General features: G+C 40.6%; 12 protein-coding genes. 8 read left to right on the top strand and 4 right to left on the bottom strand.

Translation table 11 applies throughout. The features are described from left to right. Nucleotides 1-321: 321 nt before the first annotated feature. From J0M15_13665 to J0M15_13650, 4 genes are all read left to right on the top strand, one after another. Nucleotides 322-1,233 carry a hypothetical protein gene (locus tag J0M15_13665; protein MBN8538096.1) on the top strand — a complete coding sequence of 304 codons (912 nt, stop codon included), beginning with the start codon at nt 322-324 and terminating at the stop codon, nt 1,231-1,233. 44 nt (nt 1,234-1,277) lie between these two features. Continuing rightward, nucleotides 1,278-9,980: a hypothetical protein gene (locus J0M15_13660; GenBank protein MBN8538095.1), complete on the top strand. Its 8,703-nt coding sequence runs from the start codon at nt 1,278-1,280 to the stop codon at nt 9,978-9,980. A gap of 227 nt (nt 9,981-10,207) precedes the next feature. After that, entirely contained in the window at nt 10,208-10,450 is a 243-nt protein-coding gene (locus J0M15_13655) for a BrnT family toxin (protein ID MBN8538094.1), read from the top strand. Then, nucleotides 10,416-10,649 carry a hypothetical protein gene (locus J0M15_13650; GenBank protein ID MBN8538093.1) on the top strand — a complete coding sequence of 78 codons (234 nt, stop codon included), beginning with the start codon at nt 10,416-10,418 and terminating at the stop codon, nt 10,647-10,649. The genes J0M15_13655 and J0M15_13650 overlap by 35 nt, the downstream gene beginning before the upstream one ends. Nucleotides 10,650-10,770: 121 nt before the next feature. Here the strand turns inward: J0M15_13650 and J0M15_13645 are convergent, their stop codons facing one another. Beyond that, a complete protein-coding gene (locus tag J0M15_13645; GenBank protein ID MBN8538092.1) occupies nt 10,771-10,920 on the bottom strand; it encodes a hypothetical protein in 150 nt (49 codons plus the stop codon). Nucleotides 10,921-11,089: 169 nt separating this feature from the next. Between J0M15_13645 and J0M15_13640 the strand changes: the two genes are divergently transcribed. Then, nucleotides 11,090-12,763: a S8 family serine peptidase gene (locus tag J0M15_13640; GenBank protein MBN8538091.1), complete on the top strand. Its 1,674-nt coding sequence runs from the start codon at nt 11,090-11,092 to the stop codon at nt 12,761-12,763. Nucleotides 12,764-12,844: 81 nt separating this feature from the next. On the opposite strand, the gene J0M15_13635 is transcribed toward J0M15_13640, so the two are convergent. Together J0M15_13635 and J0M15_13630 are read right to left on the bottom strand one after the other, a co-directional pair. After that, nucleotides 12,845-13,309, bottom strand: a complete 465-nt coding sequence (locus tag J0M15_13635; protein ID MBN8538090.1) for a hypothetical protein — start codon at nt 13,307-13,309, stop codon at nt 12,845-12,847. Nucleotides 13,310-13,339: 30 nt separating this feature from the next. Next, on the bottom strand, nt 13,340-13,783 hold the full coding sequence (locus tag J0M15_13630) for a hypothetical protein (GenBank protein MBN8538089.1): 444 nt from the start codon (nt 13,781-13,783) through the stop codon (nt 13,340-13,342). 243 nt (nt 13,784-14,026) lie between these two features. Between J0M15_13630 and J0M15_13625 the strand changes: the two genes are divergently transcribed. Both J0M15_13625 and J0M15_13620 read left to right on the top strand, forming a co-directional pair. Further along, entirely contained in the window at nt 14,027-14,551 is a 525-nt protein-coding gene (locus J0M15_13625; GenBank protein ID MBN8538088.1) for a hypothetical protein, read from the top strand. Between the two features lie 188 nt (nt 14,552-14,739). Then, nucleotides 14,740-15,183, top strand: coding sequence for a hypothetical protein (locus tag J0M15_13620; GenBank protein ID MBN8538087.1), 444 nt, complete (start codon nt 14,740-14,742; stop codon nt 15,181-15,183). An 83-nt stretch (nt 15,184-15,266) separates the two neighbouring features. Here J0M15_13620 and J0M15_13615 read toward each other — a convergent pair whose 3' ends face one another. Continuing rightward, nucleotides 15,267-16,223: a type II secretion system protein gene (locus J0M15_13615; protein ID MBN8538086.1), complete on the bottom strand. Its 957-nt coding sequence runs from the start codon at nt 16,221-16,223 to the stop codon at nt 15,267-15,269. 362 nt (nt 16,224-16,585) lie between these two features. Between J0M15_13615 and J0M15_13610 the strand changes: the two genes are divergently transcribed. Next, nucleotides 16,586-17,194 (top strand): hypothetical protein, encoded by a 609-nt coding sequence (locus J0M15_13610; protein ID MBN8538085.1) that lies wholly within the window; start codon nt 16,586-16,588, stop codon nt 17,192-17,194. The last annotated feature ends 118 nt before the right edge of the window (nt 17,195-17,312 follow it).

The raw sequence follows: 17,312 nt of genomic DNA, 5'->3' as shown, positions 1-17,312 counted from the left end.
TTATACTTTGGAATTAAATTGAAATCTGGACCTGTTAAAACTTAAAGTCTTACTTTAAGTAAAAGTTGAAATTATCTAAACCTAGTTTTCCACATATTTCCCACTAATTTTAGAAAGTTCCCAATTCAATCTCTTTTAAGTTAATCAGACTTAGGACTTTTCTCTTATAGGGATGGCCCAGGAATGGCAAAGGAATGTTTTATAGTTAGTTATTTTAAATGGCACTGTTAACTGGCGCTGTCAACTGTTCATTGAATTGTATTGGATTGGATTGGTGACCGAGCCATTTTCTTTACTGTTTACACAACCGAAGGATCGCAAATGAATTGGCTTATTATTTGTCTCGTATTTATTAAAATAAGTATCGCGAGTTATTCGAAGAGTGATTTTGAATTGCAAAAGATGGAAATTATGCAGTTGCTTCCAACTCAATCAAGCGTGGGAGTGGCTGCGGTGGCGGTTAAAAGAGATATGTTAACTCAATTGAACACAGAGCAGTTGGATGATTATCTAAAAAAACATCCAGTACCTGTGATTTTAGCACCAAGTGGTAATTACTATCTTGTCGATCATCATCATTTGTGTACTGCTTTGTTGGAAATGAAGGTTAGAAAAACTTATGTTGAGGTTTGGGATTTATCACAATATGAAAATGGGAAAAAAAAGAGTGTTAAATTAGTCAAAGACAATTCTAAATCAAAGGACAAATCAGATCGGTCCAAGTCAGGCCAAGAAAAGAAATCAAGGAATCCTGTAGATCAAACAACAGACCAAACAGAAGATCAAAAAATGGATGAGTTTTGGCAACAAATGAAGGAAAATAATTTCGTTTACCTAAAGAAACAAGACGGATCAGCAATCGATCCTAAAGACCTTCCTAAAAGAATCGTAGATTTGCAAGATGATCCTTTCCGAAGTTTTGCGTACTATTTTAGAGATTTTGGTGGTTACGACAAAGTTTCTATTCCCTTCCTTGAATTTATGTGGGGCGATTTTTTACGAAAAAAGATGTCTTTGGATGGTATCAAGCTGCCGATGACGGTAGCTGAGTTAACAATGATGCAAGCAGTGATGCGAAGTGGTAGACCACTGGATTCATCGAATGAGAGTCAAAGATCCCTTCTTCCTTTTTACAATAAGGTAATCGATGCCCTAGGGCATGTGAATTCACCAGAAGCTGCTGGACTTCCTGGATCGAAGTATAATAAAAATAGTTGTTATAAATACTATTAACCCTATACTCAGCTCATCTCTTTAAACACAGAAAGACCTATGACATGAAAGCTTCCCCCAGTAGAATCTATACAGATTTTTTGAGAATATTACGGCGTTCTACTGATCTTTTGAATGAGGATTTAATTCATGAAGAAATCTTTAGCGTCGAGCGACTCGAACAGTATGCCATTCATTTAGCTAATGAACTTCAAACAACAAAAGTCCCCCAAAGGGGACGCTCTCTTTTTCCAAAACTTAAAGAAAGTAAACGGAAGCTACTGCAGGTGTATTCTTTGACGGCTCAGACGATCAAGGACAAACAGGTCGTATCGCCAGCGGCGGAATGGTTTGTAGATAATTATTATATTATCGAAGATCAGTTGCGCGAGATTGAACAAGATCTACCACGAAATTATTATTATGAGCTTCCTAAATTGGAAACGGGTGAGCTGAAGGGTTACCCGCGGGTTTATGCGATGGCAATGGCAATCATTGCTCATACCGATAGCCGCCTGGATGGAGAAAATCTAAGACGGTTTATCCAGTCCTTTCAAAAAGTGGCTCCTTTGAGTATTGGCGAACTTTGGGCGGTTCCTATCACCTTAAGGATTGCACTCTTGGATCGACTTACCCCTTTGGCTTTGCGAATAGTCAATGGTCGAAAAAATCGTCAAAAGGCTGATGTTTTTGCGGATCAGCTATTGGCATTGGCAGCGTTGCCGCAAGCACAACCCCAAGACCTCGTAAATAGGCTTTCTCAAGAGTTTGAGAGGGCCAAGAGCGAAGGTCACTTCGATCGAGCTTTCATTGTCCAATTAGTCCAACGCTTGCGGGATCAGGATCCTAACATTGCACCGGCATTGGATTGGTTAGAAAATCAACTGAGCCTCAGATCAACGAGCACACAACAGGTAATTCAGCTAGAGCATCTTCAGCAGGCGGCCGCTCAGGTGACGGTTGGAAATATTATTTCAAGCATGCGATTGTTATCAGCCCTGGATTGGCGTGATTTTTTTGAAAGTGTGAGTTTGGTTGATCCCATTTTATCTAGAGACCCCGCGCAGGTGTATCTTAAAATGGATTTCGCCACTCGGGATGCCAACCGCCACGCCATCGAACGAATCGCTAAGGCCTCCAGCGGTGGAGAACTAGAAATCGCCAAATATGTCATCGAGTTGGCTGAGAATGAAAAGTTGAGCCATTGGCCTAACCCCCGCTCCCATGTGGGCTACTACTTGATAGGTGAGGGGGTAAAGGAAGTTGAAAAGCATTTTTCCTACCGACCTCGATTTTTAGAAAGACTGTATCGGTTTTTATTGGCGCATCCAACACCTTTATATCTTGGTTTTTTAGGGTTTATAACAGCCTGTTTGCTTTTTCCCGTGATGATGTATGTATTGGCTCAAGGGGAGGATTTTTTAGCGTGCATTTTAATTTCTCTTCTTGCTTTAGTGCCAGCCAGTGAATTGGCTTTGAGTTTATTGAATTACTATATCACTTTTTTTATTCAGCCCAAACATTTACCCAAAATGGATACGTCCAAGGGAATCCCTAATGAGGCGAAAACCATGGTGGTCATTCCGACACTTTTTACAAGCGTGAGGGGTGTTGAAGAACTTTTGCAGAGATTGCAAATTCATTATTTAGCCAATCAAGATCCTTGCATTTATTTTGCTCTTTTAGGAGATTTTTCGGATGCACCGACGGAAACCATGCCTCAGGATCATTTACTTTTAAGTACGGCAGAAGAAGGAATTAAGGATTTAAATGCTCGCTATGCGATAAATTCTGAAAGTCGATTCTATCTATTTCATCGCCGGCGTTTGTGGAACCCCTCGGAGGGGAAATGGATTGGTTGGGAAAGGAAACGGGGAAAGCTGTTAGAGTTTAATCGCCTACTGCGACCTGAGCAGGGAAAATCAACAAGTTATGTTTTGGTCACAGCCCCCGAAGATCTGCTTCGACAAATTCAATACGTGATTACCTTGGATTCAGACACGCAGCTGCCTCGGGAAGCGGCTCATAAGTTGATTGGGACAATCTTGCATCCATTAAATCGACCACAATTGGACCCACAGCTCTCTTTGGTTACCAAGGGCTATGGTATTTTACAGCCTCGAATCAGTGTGGCGTTAACAAGTGCAATGCGAACTCATTTTGCTCATCTTTATTCTGGAAGTAAGGGCCTAGATCCCTACACCACTTCGGTTTCCGATGTTTATCAAGATTTATTTTCGGAGGGGAGCTATACAGGCAAGGGGCTTTATGTGGTGGATGCCTTTGAGGCTGCTTTAGCAAATCGGGCTCCAGAAAATGCAATTTTAAGTCATGATCTATTTGAGGGTTCCTTTGCTCGTTCAGCATTGGTGACTGATATCGAATTTTTTGATGATTACCCTTCGACCTACGATATCTTTGCTAAACGTCAGCATCGCTGGACCAGAGGCGATTGGCAAATTGCTCCATGGATTTTACCCTGGGTGCCTACAGAACAAGGAAAGTATGTCACCAACTGTTTACCCTGGATATCCCGTTGGAAGATTTTTGATAATCTTCGTCGAAGTCTTGTTCAGCCAGCCATGACTTTATGGCTTTTTCTGGGGTGGACAGTTCTTCCTGGCACCCCTTTATTTTGGACTCTTCTTGTGGTGATGATGGCACTATTTCCGGCTGTGGCGTCTTTGACGAACAGTCTTATTTTTCATCGTAGGGGGATTCAGTGGCGTGGACATTTTGCAAATGTTTGGGCTGAGACAAAGATTCAGATAGGGCAAATGACTTTGCTATTTGTATTTTTGGCGCCCCAAGCTTGGAATCAGTTGGATGCCATAACCCGAACCCTTTACCGAAAATTAATTTCAAAAAGAAAGTTATTGGAATGGGTCACATTTGCTCAGTCAGAACAGTCTGAAAAGGCCGAGAAGGCTGAGAAGTTGGATCCATCTAATCCATCTAAAAGAGCAATGGTCATCAGTTGGAAGACAAAGGCGGGTCCTCTGACGGGGTTTCTTTTAGCCTTTGGGTTAGCTTATTTTCGCTTGGAATCTTTTTGGGTCGCTTCACCTTTTTTATTGGCGTGGATATCTGGTCCCCTGATTCAAGAATTCTTGGGAACCAAACGCCGACTGAAAAGGGTTCCCTTAGGGGCTCAGGAAATTCAAAGTTATCGTCTTTATGCTCGCAGGACTTGGCACTTCTTCGAAACTTTTGTTGGAGAAAAAGATAATTGGTTGGCTCCAGATAACTTTCAAGAAGACCCATTTCCCGTGCTGGCCCACAGGACCTCACCTACAAATGTGGGTTTGCAATTACTTTCCACCGCTTCGGCGTTTGATTTGGGATATCTCGGGCTGATTCAATTTGTCGAGTCTTTGGAAAAAACCTTGAATACCCTTCAGAAAATGAAGCGCTTTCATGGCCATTTCTTTAATTGGTATGACACGATCACTTTGGAGCCCTTAAAACCGGAGTATATATCAACGGTGGATAGTGGTAATTTGGCAGGGCATTTGTTGACCTTAAAACAAGTTCTTGCGGGCATTCAACTTAAACCACAGCCTCTAAAGCTGAGTGGTTTTCGTGATTCCCTCTTTATCCTCAAAGAGGAAGTGGATCTGCTTAAAATTTCAAGTTTAAGTTCTGGCACTATCACCATGAGTTTGATGCAAGAATCTATCGACTCTATTTCGAAGTATACAGAAAGTTGTCAAATCACCAGTCCTGAAGAGAAAAACACTTTTATGGTGATTTTGTTTGAAAAGCTCATAGAGGCTGAAGATATTTTAAATACCTTAGCGATGGAAGGGGCTTCTGAAAAGTCAGTGGAAGCTCGTTTTTGGATGAAGGCCCTGCTGAATCAGGCTCATGAATTTGAACGGGATATTCTTAGAGAAATACAGATTGATTTTTCGGGTACCAAGCTTTTATGGAGGTTGGAATCCTTGATGGATATTTGTGATGAGCTCGTTCATAAAATGGACTTTCGATTTTTATTTGATGATCGTCGAAAAATATTTTCAATTGGTTATGATGTAGCCAACAGTCGAAAAGATAATTCTTACTATGATCTTCTGGCATCGGAATCTCGGCTGGCTAGTTTTGTTGCTATTGCGAAGGGGGATGTGCCTCAGGAACATTGGCACCGTTTGGGGCGGCAAATGACCGCAGTTCAAGGGAATCGAGCCTTGGTGGCTTGGACGGCGACGATGTTTGAGTATCTAATGCCCTTACTGGTCATGCGTCGTTATGAAGGTACCTTGTTAGATCAAACCTACGATTCCGTTGTCGAGAGACAAATTCAATATGGGCAAGAGCAAGGGGTTCCTTGGGGGGTCTCTGAGGCGGGATATAACACTCGAGATCTGCAATTAAATTATCAATACGCTCCTTTTGGGATTCCTGGTTTTGGTTTAAAACGAGGATTGAGTGATGATCTGGTGATATCGCCCTACTCAACGATGTTGGCGGCAATGATTGACCCCTGGCAGGCCTTAAGCAATTTGCAACGCTTAGAACATATGGGGGCCTTTTCCCGATTCGGTTTTTTTGAATCCATTGATTACACTTCTGAAAGACTTCCCAAGAATAAAAAGCATGTGATTCTAAAATCTTTTATGGCTCATCACCAAGGGATGAGCCTCGTGGCGATGAATAATTTGTTGAATCAAAACATCATGCAGGTGCGATTTCACTCGGAACCCTTGGTTCAAGCGACACAACTTTTACTTCAAGAAAAAGTACCTCAAGATGTGGCTTTGACTCGCCCGCGGGCTGAAGAAGTCAGTGCCACTAAAGGATTTTTTCTTTACTCCGTAAATGAAAAGCCTCGTCAGTACACGGATGTTCATCTTTCAACGCCGCGAACTCAGTTGCTATCCAATGGAAACTACTCAGTGATGATCACTTCAGCCGGTTCGGGATTTTCGATCTGTGATGGTCTTGCCGTTAACCGTTGGCGAGAGGATGTGACGAAAGATCATTGGGGACAATATTTTTATATCCGCGAGCGGTCCTCGGGAAAAATATGGTCGGCCACCTATTTGCCCATAGGAATGAAACCTCAAAGTTATGAGGTCACCTTTACCGAAGATAAAGCTGAATTTTGGCGTGAAGACAAAGAGCAAGGAATCAAAACAACAACTCATTCGGAAATAATTATCTCTCCCGAAGACAATGTGGAACTTCGTAGGATTTCATTGAGTCATAACTCAAGCCGGGCTTGTGAGTATGAAGTGACAAGTTTTATGGAAGTGGTTCTTGCTAAGTCAGCAGACGATATCGCTCATCCTAGTTTTAGTAATTTATTCGTTCAGACTGAATTTGCTTCTGAAGAAGGGGCTTTAATAGCTACCAGAAGAAAGAGATCGGAGAACCAAACTTCTATTTGGGGGTTTCATGTTTTGGTAACAGAGGGTGAGGCGATTGGTCCATTACAATATGAAACCGATCGATCTCGTTTTGTTGGAAGAGGTCATGATCTTTCTGCGCCTTTTGCGATGAGTGAGGATCGGCCGCTTTCGCAGACCGTCGGTGCGGTGCTGGATCCCATTTTTTCTTTAAGGCAAGTCGTTCGCATTCCCCCCGGAGAAACACTTCGAATTATTTTTGCAACAGGCATGGCTTCAACCAGAGAAGAAGCATTGCGCTTGGCAGACAAGTATCATGACTATCATATTTTTTCGCGAGAAGCTGATTTGGCTTGGACTCGGGCCAGGGTTCAATTGCGCCATCTTAATGTGAGTCTGGATATGGCAGATACTTTTCAACGATTGGCGGCTCGACTTATATACTCAGATCCTTCATTGCGACCACGTTCTCGGGTGCTGGCTTTAAACACCAAACCTATTTCTAATCTTTGGGCCTACGGGATCAGTGGCGATCACCCCCTCCTTTTAGTTCGTATTAGTGATGAGAAGGACATCGAAATGGTTAGGGAATTATTGCGGGCCCATGAGTACCTTCGATTAAAACGAGTCCAATTTGATTTAGTCATTTTAAATGAGCATACCACCAGTTATATTCAGTCCCTGCAAGACGAGTTGCAAAGGCAAATCCGCATGAGTGGAGCTCAATCGTTAATCGACAAGCCAGGTGGTATTTTTATTCGTCGTTCTGATTTGATGACGGCCGAGGATTTATTACTTATCAAGTCAGTGGCTCGGGTCAGCTTGAGTGCCGAAAAGGGAACTTTAACCGAACAAATTGAGCGTCGAGCTATAGAGAGCGAGCGTCCTGAAAGGCTCATGCCCAGTGTTGATGCAGGAGCCAGCAATAGATCATTTAATAAAATTTCCGCAAGCTCGCCGTTCCAGGATCGACATCAGGATCGACAGGAACTTTTATTTTTTAATGGACTTGGAGGCTTTACCAAAAAACAGCATGAATATATTATATTTTTAAAGAAGAAGGATCAGTGGACGCCAGCTCCTTGGATCAACGTGATAGCTAACAGTCATGATTTTGGGTTTCTTATTTCAGAGTCAGGGGCGGGCTACACGTGGTCAGTTAATAGCCGCGAAAATCGATTAACTCCTTGGTCCAATGACCCTGTCAGTGATCCCGCGGGTGAGGCTATCTATCTCAGAGATGAGGACAGTGGGGAGTTTTGGACACCAACACCTTTACCCATTCGTGACGATCAGCCATATAAAATTACCCATGGTCATGGGTATACGGAATTTCGTCACGCAAGTCATGGGATAGATCAAGAGTTAACTGTATTTGTGGCCATGGATTCTCCCGTAAAAATAAGCCGACTTAAAGTAAAAAATAGAGGTGAAGAATCCAGAAATATTTCCGTAACTCATTATGTAGAGTGGGTCCTGGGATTTTATCGAGGGAACACCGCTCCCTATGTCATTACTGAAAATGATCCCATTGGAGGATTGGTATTTGCTCGTAATCCAACAAATAATGAATTTGCTGGCAGAGTGGTTTTTGCTGCGACCAATGAAAAGGAATCCAGTTTTACATGTGATCGAAAAGAATTTATTGGCAGAAATGGAAGTCTTGCCAAGCCAGAGGCCATGAGGAATAAAGATCTTTCGGGACGATCCGGTGCTGGCTATGATCCTTGCGCCGCTTTTCGAAGTCAAATCCAGTTAGAGCCTCAGGAAGAACGAGAAATAGTCTTTTTACTTGGGGATGGAGCTAGTTACACGGAGGCAAAAGAACTTGCGGTGAAATACCGTCAACCTATTCTTATTGAAGAAACTTTAGAGAAGGTGAAGAATCACTGGGACAAAGTTTTAGGAACGATCCAGATTAAGACCCCCGATTTATCTATGGACATCATGATGAACCGATGGCTGCTATATCAGACCCTCTCTTGTCGTCTGTGGGCAAGGTCTGCTTTTTATCAATCGGGAGGGGCCTACGGATTTCGTGATCAACTCCAAGATGTGATGGCTCTTGTTTATAGCCAACCGCAAATAGCACGTGAACAGATTCTTCGCGCCTCGGCTCGCCAATTTAAGGAAGGGGACGTTCAGCATTGGTGGCACCCACCCACAGGCAGAGGTGTCAGGACTCGTTTTTCAGATGATCTCATTTGGCTACCTTATGTTCTTAGTTTCTATGTTGCCACAACCGGAGATCGCAGTATTTTGGAAGAAAGAGTGGCCTTTATTGAAGCTCCACCATTGGAATCAGGACAGGACGATGCTTACACTCAACCATCGACTTCGATACATTCAGCGACGATTTATGAACACAGTGCAAGAACTTTGGATTTGAGTTTAAAAGTCGGTCGTCATGGATTGCCTTTGATGGGTTCGGGTGATTGGAATGATGGAATGAACCGAGTTGGAAATCAAGGGCAAGGTGAAAGTGTTTGGGTGGCCTGGTTTTTAAATAAAACATTGGAACAGTTTATTCCTTTGGCAGAATCTGCCAAGGAGTTTGAGCGGGCCTTTATTTATCAAGAACATAGAAATAAATTATCTATAGCTCTTGAGGAGAATGCATGGGATGGAGATTGGTATCTTCGGGCTTTTTTTGATGATGGGACACCTCTGGGAAGTCAAAAGAATGAGGAGTGTCGTATTGATTCCATTGCTCAGTCTTGGTCCGTTCTTTCAGGCGCTGGAAATTTAGAAAGAAGCGCGCAGGCGATGAAGGCGGTTGAAAAATATCTGATACGGAAAGAAGATTCTTTAATACAACTTTTCGATCCGCCCTTTGATAAAGGAATCATCGATCCTGGGTATATCAAAGGTTATGTTCCAGGTGTTCGCGAAAATGGAGGACAATACACCCATGCGGCGATTTGGACCTTGATGGCCTTTGCGGCCTTAGGCGAAGCTGACAAGGCTGTTGAATTATTTGCTCTGATTAATCCCATCAACCATGCAGCTAATTTAGTGGGTTTAAATAAATACAAAGTGGAACCCTATGTGATAGCCGCTGATGTTTATGGCCAATCACCCCATACGGGGAGAGGTGGTTGGACTTGGTACACCGGCTCTGCAAGTTGGATGTACCGTGCAGGGCTAGAGTCCTTGCTTGGATTTGAATTGCGTGGTCAGAAACTGCGGCTTCATCCGTGCCTGCCGAAATCCTGGAAGGGATTTGAACTCCGCTATCAACATGGAAAAACCATTTATGAAATTGAGGTGATTCAACAATTGCCACAATTAAATGAGGAGAAAGTGGCTAGTCATATTTTGAAGCTGGATGGAAAAACATTGCCATCTGTAGAAGTTCCCTTAGTTGATGATGAGGGGACTCATCAGATCAAATTGATAATGAATACCAATTGCTGCTGATTCAAGGTCAGTAGCGTATTGGCAAGTCGTGAGTCTGAGTATATTAGTATTGACTTTTAGTATAGTGTACTATAGTGTTGTTATAGTGTTTGTTGACCAGTAAGGATTTTATAAGATATGGCTCAGTTTAAATTTTTACTTTGGCTCGCTTATTGGTATCAGCAAGGTAACGTTTTGAATTCGAATGGGACGCTGGTAATAGTCAAAAAAGTTTAAAAAAGCATGATGTGGATTTAGATGAAATTGAATCTGTTTTTGAAATGAAAATGGCTGTTCCTTTAGGCAGACAAATTTCACCTTCCGTAGAAGAAGAGCGTCTTTGCTTAATTGGTCCAACAAAAATGGGTCGAATGTTATCTGTTGTTTTTACATTACGAGATGGTCGTGTTCGTCCAATCAGTGGTCGCGCTGCCAGCAAAAAAGAAAGGACTTTGTATGAAGAAATCAGTAAGACGATTAAAAATTTATGATCGCATTCAATTTGACACTAAAGAAGTTCTAGCCGGACTTAGTCGCCTAAAAGGCGCTCGTCGCAAACCAACTAGCATCGCCTTAGAAGAAGAAATGCTTCGTGAACTAAAAGAAATTGCAGCTAGTAAAGGAATTCCCTACCAAGTTTTGATGAGGTTATTAATTTCTGATGGATTGAAAAAATTGAAAGCAGCTTAGTTTTTTTGAAAATCTCTTTGAGCTGAAAGATAGCATCTAATCCGCCTATTTCAGGCATGTTAATATTTTCGGCACCGCTAATCCCAAGGATCAGATTTCCATTTTGATTTTTGGTGGTGTTTTAATTGTGCCAGGTCGCAGCCAGTAAAAACTTTTTCGAAGCCAGACTATGGTCTAAATCTTCAATTTTCATTGGAAAATCAAAGTGGGTAATTAGTTTGATAATTTTATCGCTGCAAATCGCGACAACATGAACTAATTTATTCAACATACTTCCGCCTCAAGAATTAACGTAACTGACAAGTTTTCTTTAAATTATATATTTTATTGACCTGATTCCAAAGGATATAAAAATAATTTATATTTAACGATAAAATTTTTTCGTTGCTATTAAAATATAAGTTCTTTGAAATAGGGATAACTCAAGGAAGAGGGGTCCAATGTTTTTAATTTTTAAACGAAAGTTTCTATTTTTTGCAGTCACTCTGTTAGTCCTGAATTCTGAAGCTAAACGAGTCATTATCTTTATGAAAGAGTCAGCTAGAAAGGAAGTAGTTACTTTTGGCCTAACTCAAAATTTGATAAGCAAGAATCAAGTTGAACAAAGAAATCAAGCAGACAAGTTAGTTCAGTCGTTAGGAAATCAGATAAAAGTTTCCCAAATTAAAAAAACATTGAGTCGTTTAAATTCATTAATTGTTGATCAACTTGAAGATACAGAAATTTTGGAATTAAGAAAAAATAAAAATGTTCTATTGATCGATACCGAGGTGATCCGACCCTTACCCTTTCTTGTAAGAAATTTTAAAAAAATAGCCTTACCTTTAAGTCAGAAAATCAGTTCTTTTTTTTCAATGACCCCGTGGGGGATATTGGCTGTCAAAGCTCCCGAAGCCTGGAATGAATCCATGGGAGGAGCGGGTGCAAGAGTTTTAATTTTGGACACGGGAATTGATAGAGATCACCCTTCCTTAAGACCAAATTTAGAATTGGGAAAAGACTTTGTAGGTGACGACCAGGATGGTTATCCCTACAAAGATACAATTGGCCATGGAACCCACGTTGCGGGAACCATTGCCGGAGTCTTAGATTCCACTGGATTTTCGGGAGTGGCTCCCAAAGCCAGAATCCTTGCAGGAAGGGTTTGTGCTCCTGAAGGTTGTTCTAACTTGGCCGTGGCTGAAGGGATTGAATGGGGAATGCAGCAAAAGGTGGATGTGATCAGCATGTCTTTAGGAGGGGCATGGGCTTCTCCGGCAGAAAGACTTGCTGTCAGTAAGGCTTCGAAAGAGGGGGTCACCATAGTCGCCGCCAGCGGTAACGATGGCTCAAATTCCATCAGTTATCCTGCCGCCTTGCCTGAAGTCATTGCTGTTGGAGCTATCGATTCTCAATTTAAAAAAGCAAGTTTTTCTCAGTATGGACCTGAACTGGCTGTGGTTGCCCCTGGTGTGGATGTGGTCTCTTCCGTACCCATGGGTCATGGCCGAGCTCCAGTTGTTTCATTCACTGTGGGTGAAGGTTCCGTTCAAACAGTGAGAAGCGTTACTTTTGAGGGCGGCAAAACAGTCTTGACTCCTGAGTCCTACGAAATGGTATTTGCAGGCCTAGGGAAAGAAGAGGATTTTTCCAAAATAAATGTTGAAGGCAAAGTGGCTTTAATTCAAAGGGGAGAAATCAAGTTCATTGATAAAGTAAAAAATGCCATTCAAGCCAAAGCCTCTGGCGTTATTTTTTATAACAATACAGAGGGCTTGATTCAAGGAGCTATTACCAGCGATGGAAGTCAATTGCCCGTAGGTGTGTTTATGGTGGAACAAAAAGTGGGTGAATCCTTAAAGGAGTCATTAGAAAAAGGAATGGTTGTAAATTCCACCTATGAAATTTTAGTTACCAATCAGGACAGCTTTAATGGAACAAGTATGGCAACTCCTCATGTTTCAGGTATTGTGGCATTAATGAAAGCAGCAAATAAAAATTTAACCCCATCGCAAGTAAAAATGATTCTGCAAAAAACGGCGACCCCGTTGGGACCAAATGAAAACAATGAAATGGGTGCAGGATTAGTGAATGCTGAAAAAGCAGTTCATGAAGTTACTTTGTCACAGGATTAAAAACAGTTTTTGGAAAGCAGGTTGTAAATTTAATGAACCTGCTTTGTTAACCTACATGCCTTCGTTAAATTGTTTTAAGATTTAATTAGATGACTCAACAATAATTCCACAACCGCCCTTTGCCATGGGTTGATTGCGGTCCATTTTTACATTGTCTATTGTAAAAACCTTATAACTCTGGTCGGAAGTCCTTATAACCGATATGACAAAATGTTGGTCGCCTTCTGGCATCGAGTATTCCTTAGGGCGTTCAGTAAGAAGTTCATTACATGATTTAACATTTGCAGTGTTAAAATTATTACAGACCCACCTTAGATTGTGTCCGTAATTAGGAAATACACCCTTTGAAAGTGAAGATGACTGAGACGAAACTCCGCCAACTTCATTGCCTTCTGAAATCAGAAGAGTCGAGGAATAGGTATTAAGAGTACCAACCACGTCACCGGTATCTTTAGCTTTCAGTTTAATCTGACCTGCTCCTGGACAGGCAATGCTTGAAAAGGAAAATAAGAGGGTTGATAATGCTATGACGAATTTTTTTTTCATAATGTCCTTCTTTCTTAAATTTTATTGGGATTAAAAACAGCCGTAGACTGTGCATCTAGTGACTGGATAGTTTAACGTATTTACATTATTAATTTCGGTGCTCATTTGAAGCCAACGATTGCTCATGGTAAGTATTTCTTGCTTACTAGCTTTTTTGACATAGTTTTCAAAATAAGTATTAACTTGTTCATAAGTAAGTTGATTAACCTGAGGGGCGCCAGATAAGTAAGAATTATATCCATAAAAATTATAATAGTAACTTTGCCCATAAAATTCAGATATGGAAACCACGTTGCCAACCTTCGCCGTGTTACAATAAGTTTGGCCTTTGAGCTGAGAGCAGCGTTCGTAGGCCTGTCGAGCCTGGTTCACTTCAAAATCTTTATTGCCTTCATCCTTAGGGGTGCAAGCTGAAAAAAATAAGGCAAAACAGAATAGAAAGCTGGAAGTAAGAATATAAATTAATTTCTTCATAGATTCTCCTGCTCATTAAGTTTAGCAAGCCCAGGGCCAAAGTAATTTTTCCTATTGCCATTTAAAAAGGCTATTAGAATTATTTCAAATCATCGCTGATGATAAAAAAGACAGGGTGACAAAAAGGGGCCTTTCTGTCTTGTGTCATTTGAATTTGTGTTGTATAAGAAGTCATCAAAATTAATTGGGAGGGAATAAAGTATGTCAGCAAATGAAATTTCTGGTGGTAATGGTGGTATTGAAATGGAAAGAGAATTAGATGTTGACTTAGATTCAGACGCTGATGATGAGGGCGAGAAAAAAGGCAAGATTCAATCTGCTTTTGATTTAGATTTTGAAGATCAAAACATGGCAGCAGAAATTCTTAAAAATCCTACTTTGTTGTTAGGAGAAGATGAAGAAGATTCAATGAATCTGGATGAAATTGATAATATTTTGGAATTATCAGACACTCAATTTCCTAAGTTTACTTTGGCAAAAAATAAAGCCAGATTTTTAAGAATGGTGAGCTGGTATCGAAATAAAGAAGAATGGATTGAAGTCGCTCCGCTCAGTGGAGTCACCAAGCTCTTCAAGCAACAAACTAAAGAGCTTGAGGGAATCCGTTCTTCTAAGTTAGATTATGAAATGGAACTCGAAACAGGAACCTTAACTCCTTCGCAAAGATCTTATCGACGAGATGAATTAAAAATGTGTAAAGTTCAGGAAAAAATGGCAGTTCATTTAATATCTAAGCTGCAATTGAAAATCAAATCTGGCAGAAGATAGGTATTAGAACCAGTTTGAAATGGTGTCTCAAAATGGGACGATCGTCCCATTAAGACCCTAACTTGTTGAAAACAACAGTTAATTATTTTCTCTTTTTTTTTTCATCGACCCCTAAATTCTACAAATGATTCACCGATAAGAATCCTGTCGCTTAATAATGTGTCAATCAGATGCAAAAAGGAGAAAGCATGTCTCGAACAGTAATTATGATGGTTAGTGATAACCATGAAGCTATAGAAAATGCAAAAAAATATTGGGAACATACAGATGTACTTGTTCAAGTGTTTTCACCTGAACAGTGGAGAACGGGATTAGAAAGTCCTTTGTTTCGACAGCACTTGTCTCAAGACTATCCAACACTTTCTCCAGGATTTAATAACGCCCCCAATTTGACGAGTGTGCCTGGAAATGTTCTTCCGTTTCCGACAGCAAACAACTCAGATCCTAAAGTTCAAAAAATGGATGATCTGGAGGCAAAGGCGATTGAAAATGCGATCTCTCAATATAAAGGAAATCTGACAGAGGCCGCCAAAGCCTTAGGGATTGGCCGTGCCACTTTGTATCGTAAGGTGAAGCAATATCAGATTGATCCTTCCCAGGCTCGACGAAGAAAATCCTACCAGGCAGCTTAGGTACTCTTAATTGAATGTTTGCTTTGATTGACAAATTTTAGGTGACAACTAAAATTTGTCACAGAGCTATTTTGGTTAGTGAGTTAGTTTGTGAGGCAAACCAACGTGCTTGCGGCCCCTCCAAAAGGGATGGCCCATCTATGTGGACCAGTGTCATCATGAACTGCACCTAAGTACTGCACTTGATAATAGTAACCTTTTTTAATCATACCCATGGTTCCAGTTCCTACCTTCATTCGTGATAATATGGTACTAGCACCTGGGCCGCCGCCGTCATAGTCATAGCATTCAGTTACCTTAGCGAGATCCGTACCCGAACATATATAGCCATGTTCGAAGGTAATACCATTCCCACCAATAAAGGTACTTAAAAAGCCATCGCAGGGAGCAACTTGTACCGTATTTTGCGGTACATTTAGATAAGAGCCGAATTCAAGTCGATCTGTGGCAATGCAGGATTTAAGAAGTCTATTTGAATCTGTCGATGGAGCTATCGTATCGATGGTAAATCTTTGTTTAATTTGAAGAGGTTTAAGACTGGCAACAGTTGAAGATGGATCAAATGAAATTTGAATGTAGCCAAACCACTCTAATGGATTACCTCCAGGTTGAATTTTAACCATTTTAATATCGTTGATTTTTAATTGGGTCTGAGTCCCAGGAACAAAATCACCAGAAGTGGCCAGGCTATTTGCGCCAACAGCACAGCCTTCCAGTAATTTGGGTATCGTCATGGTTTGAGAGCCATCTGTGATAGTGCTATCAAAAACCAGTGAGCCAGGGTTATTAGGATCTGTAGGTCTTAAGGAGCAAGTACAGGAGTCTGAATTGGTAAAAGTTGATTGCAAGTAGGACTTTAAATCTGCGATTTCTTGTTTTTGATTAATTAAACGTAATTGTTTTTGCTGGTTAAATATCACACTCAAGAAGGTGGATGAAACAATGCCAAGAAGTGCCAGCGAAATTAATATTTCTATAAGGCCTATGCCTTTGTGGCCTATGCCTTTATTACTTCTACTTGTTTTAAATTGGAGATTCAAAAGCACCTCACCACTCTATTAGGATAAGGACAAAAAATCACTCGGTCAATGAAATGACAATTTTAATCCTGAGTGTCTCATAATGATTAGCTCGTTTTGAGAAATCTGAATTCATTTTCACTACTGTTTAAAAAAATGTTTCGAGTGTCAAAAGTGTAGATAAAATTAACCTCTTTAAATGAAACCAATGTCCTTCTGGTTGGTATTGAATTCGCATGATTATCTAGTCATGGTATCGGCGAGTTTGATCAATACGTTAGTCTTGAGTCTGTTTAAACAAGAATTTGTAAAGCAAAGAAAAGCTATATTTTTTCTAGGATATAGACGATAGGAAAAGTACAATAAGAAAGGGTGATGAATTTATGAAAGAGCAAGAAAGATCAAATATTTTAGACTTTCCAATAAAAAAAATGATTCGTCAAAAAGCCTTTCAGAAAAATAGAGAACAGAAAGCTGTTTTTGGATTGTCTATTCTGAGCCTATTTATATTTACGTTGGCAGTGAATCAATGGGTTCGTGATTACTCTATTATGCAAAATTCAAATCGTGGAATTGCCTCTTTAAAACAAGAGATTAAATATGATATTTTGAACGAACAGGCCTTGGCGAAGAGGCTAGCGGCTAAAGAAAACGACGTTCGTTTTATTAACTCATCTCAACCATCTTTAAAAGATGAGTTATTATTTTCATTCTTAGAGGGTAAATATAATGTACAAAGTGAAAGTCATCGTATCAAACAGATTAGACCTTCTGAAGAATTGGTCTTGGTTAAGGAGGGCGAGACGATTTTAAAAAAGTATATTTCTTTATTTAATGAGAATGCCATTAGTTACAAACTTAAAGATAAAATTACCAAAGACTTTAATAGCGAGGAGGTTTATGAGCTTCTAGACAGCAAAGGTCTAGTTGTTGATACTCTTTCTGTTTCCATTGATTCCCATGGCAAGCTATCATCCTTAGAAATCTTATAAGAGTATGTTTGAAAAGTCTTAAATCTTCGTTCTCGTCGGTCGGACTCCCTGCGACTTGGCTGTGCCAAGCCTCAGTTGCCTCCCTCCTGCGGCCTCGATTTTAGACTTTTCAAACACA

The organism is Deltaproteobacteria bacterium (genome assembly GCA_017302835.1).
GTDB lineage: Bacteria > Bdellovibrionota > Bdellovibrionia > Bdellovibrionales > Bdellovibrionaceae > UBA2316.
The sequence above is the reverse complement of the archived record's forward strand: the minus strand, read 5'-3'. Positions and strand labels throughout refer to the sequence as shown.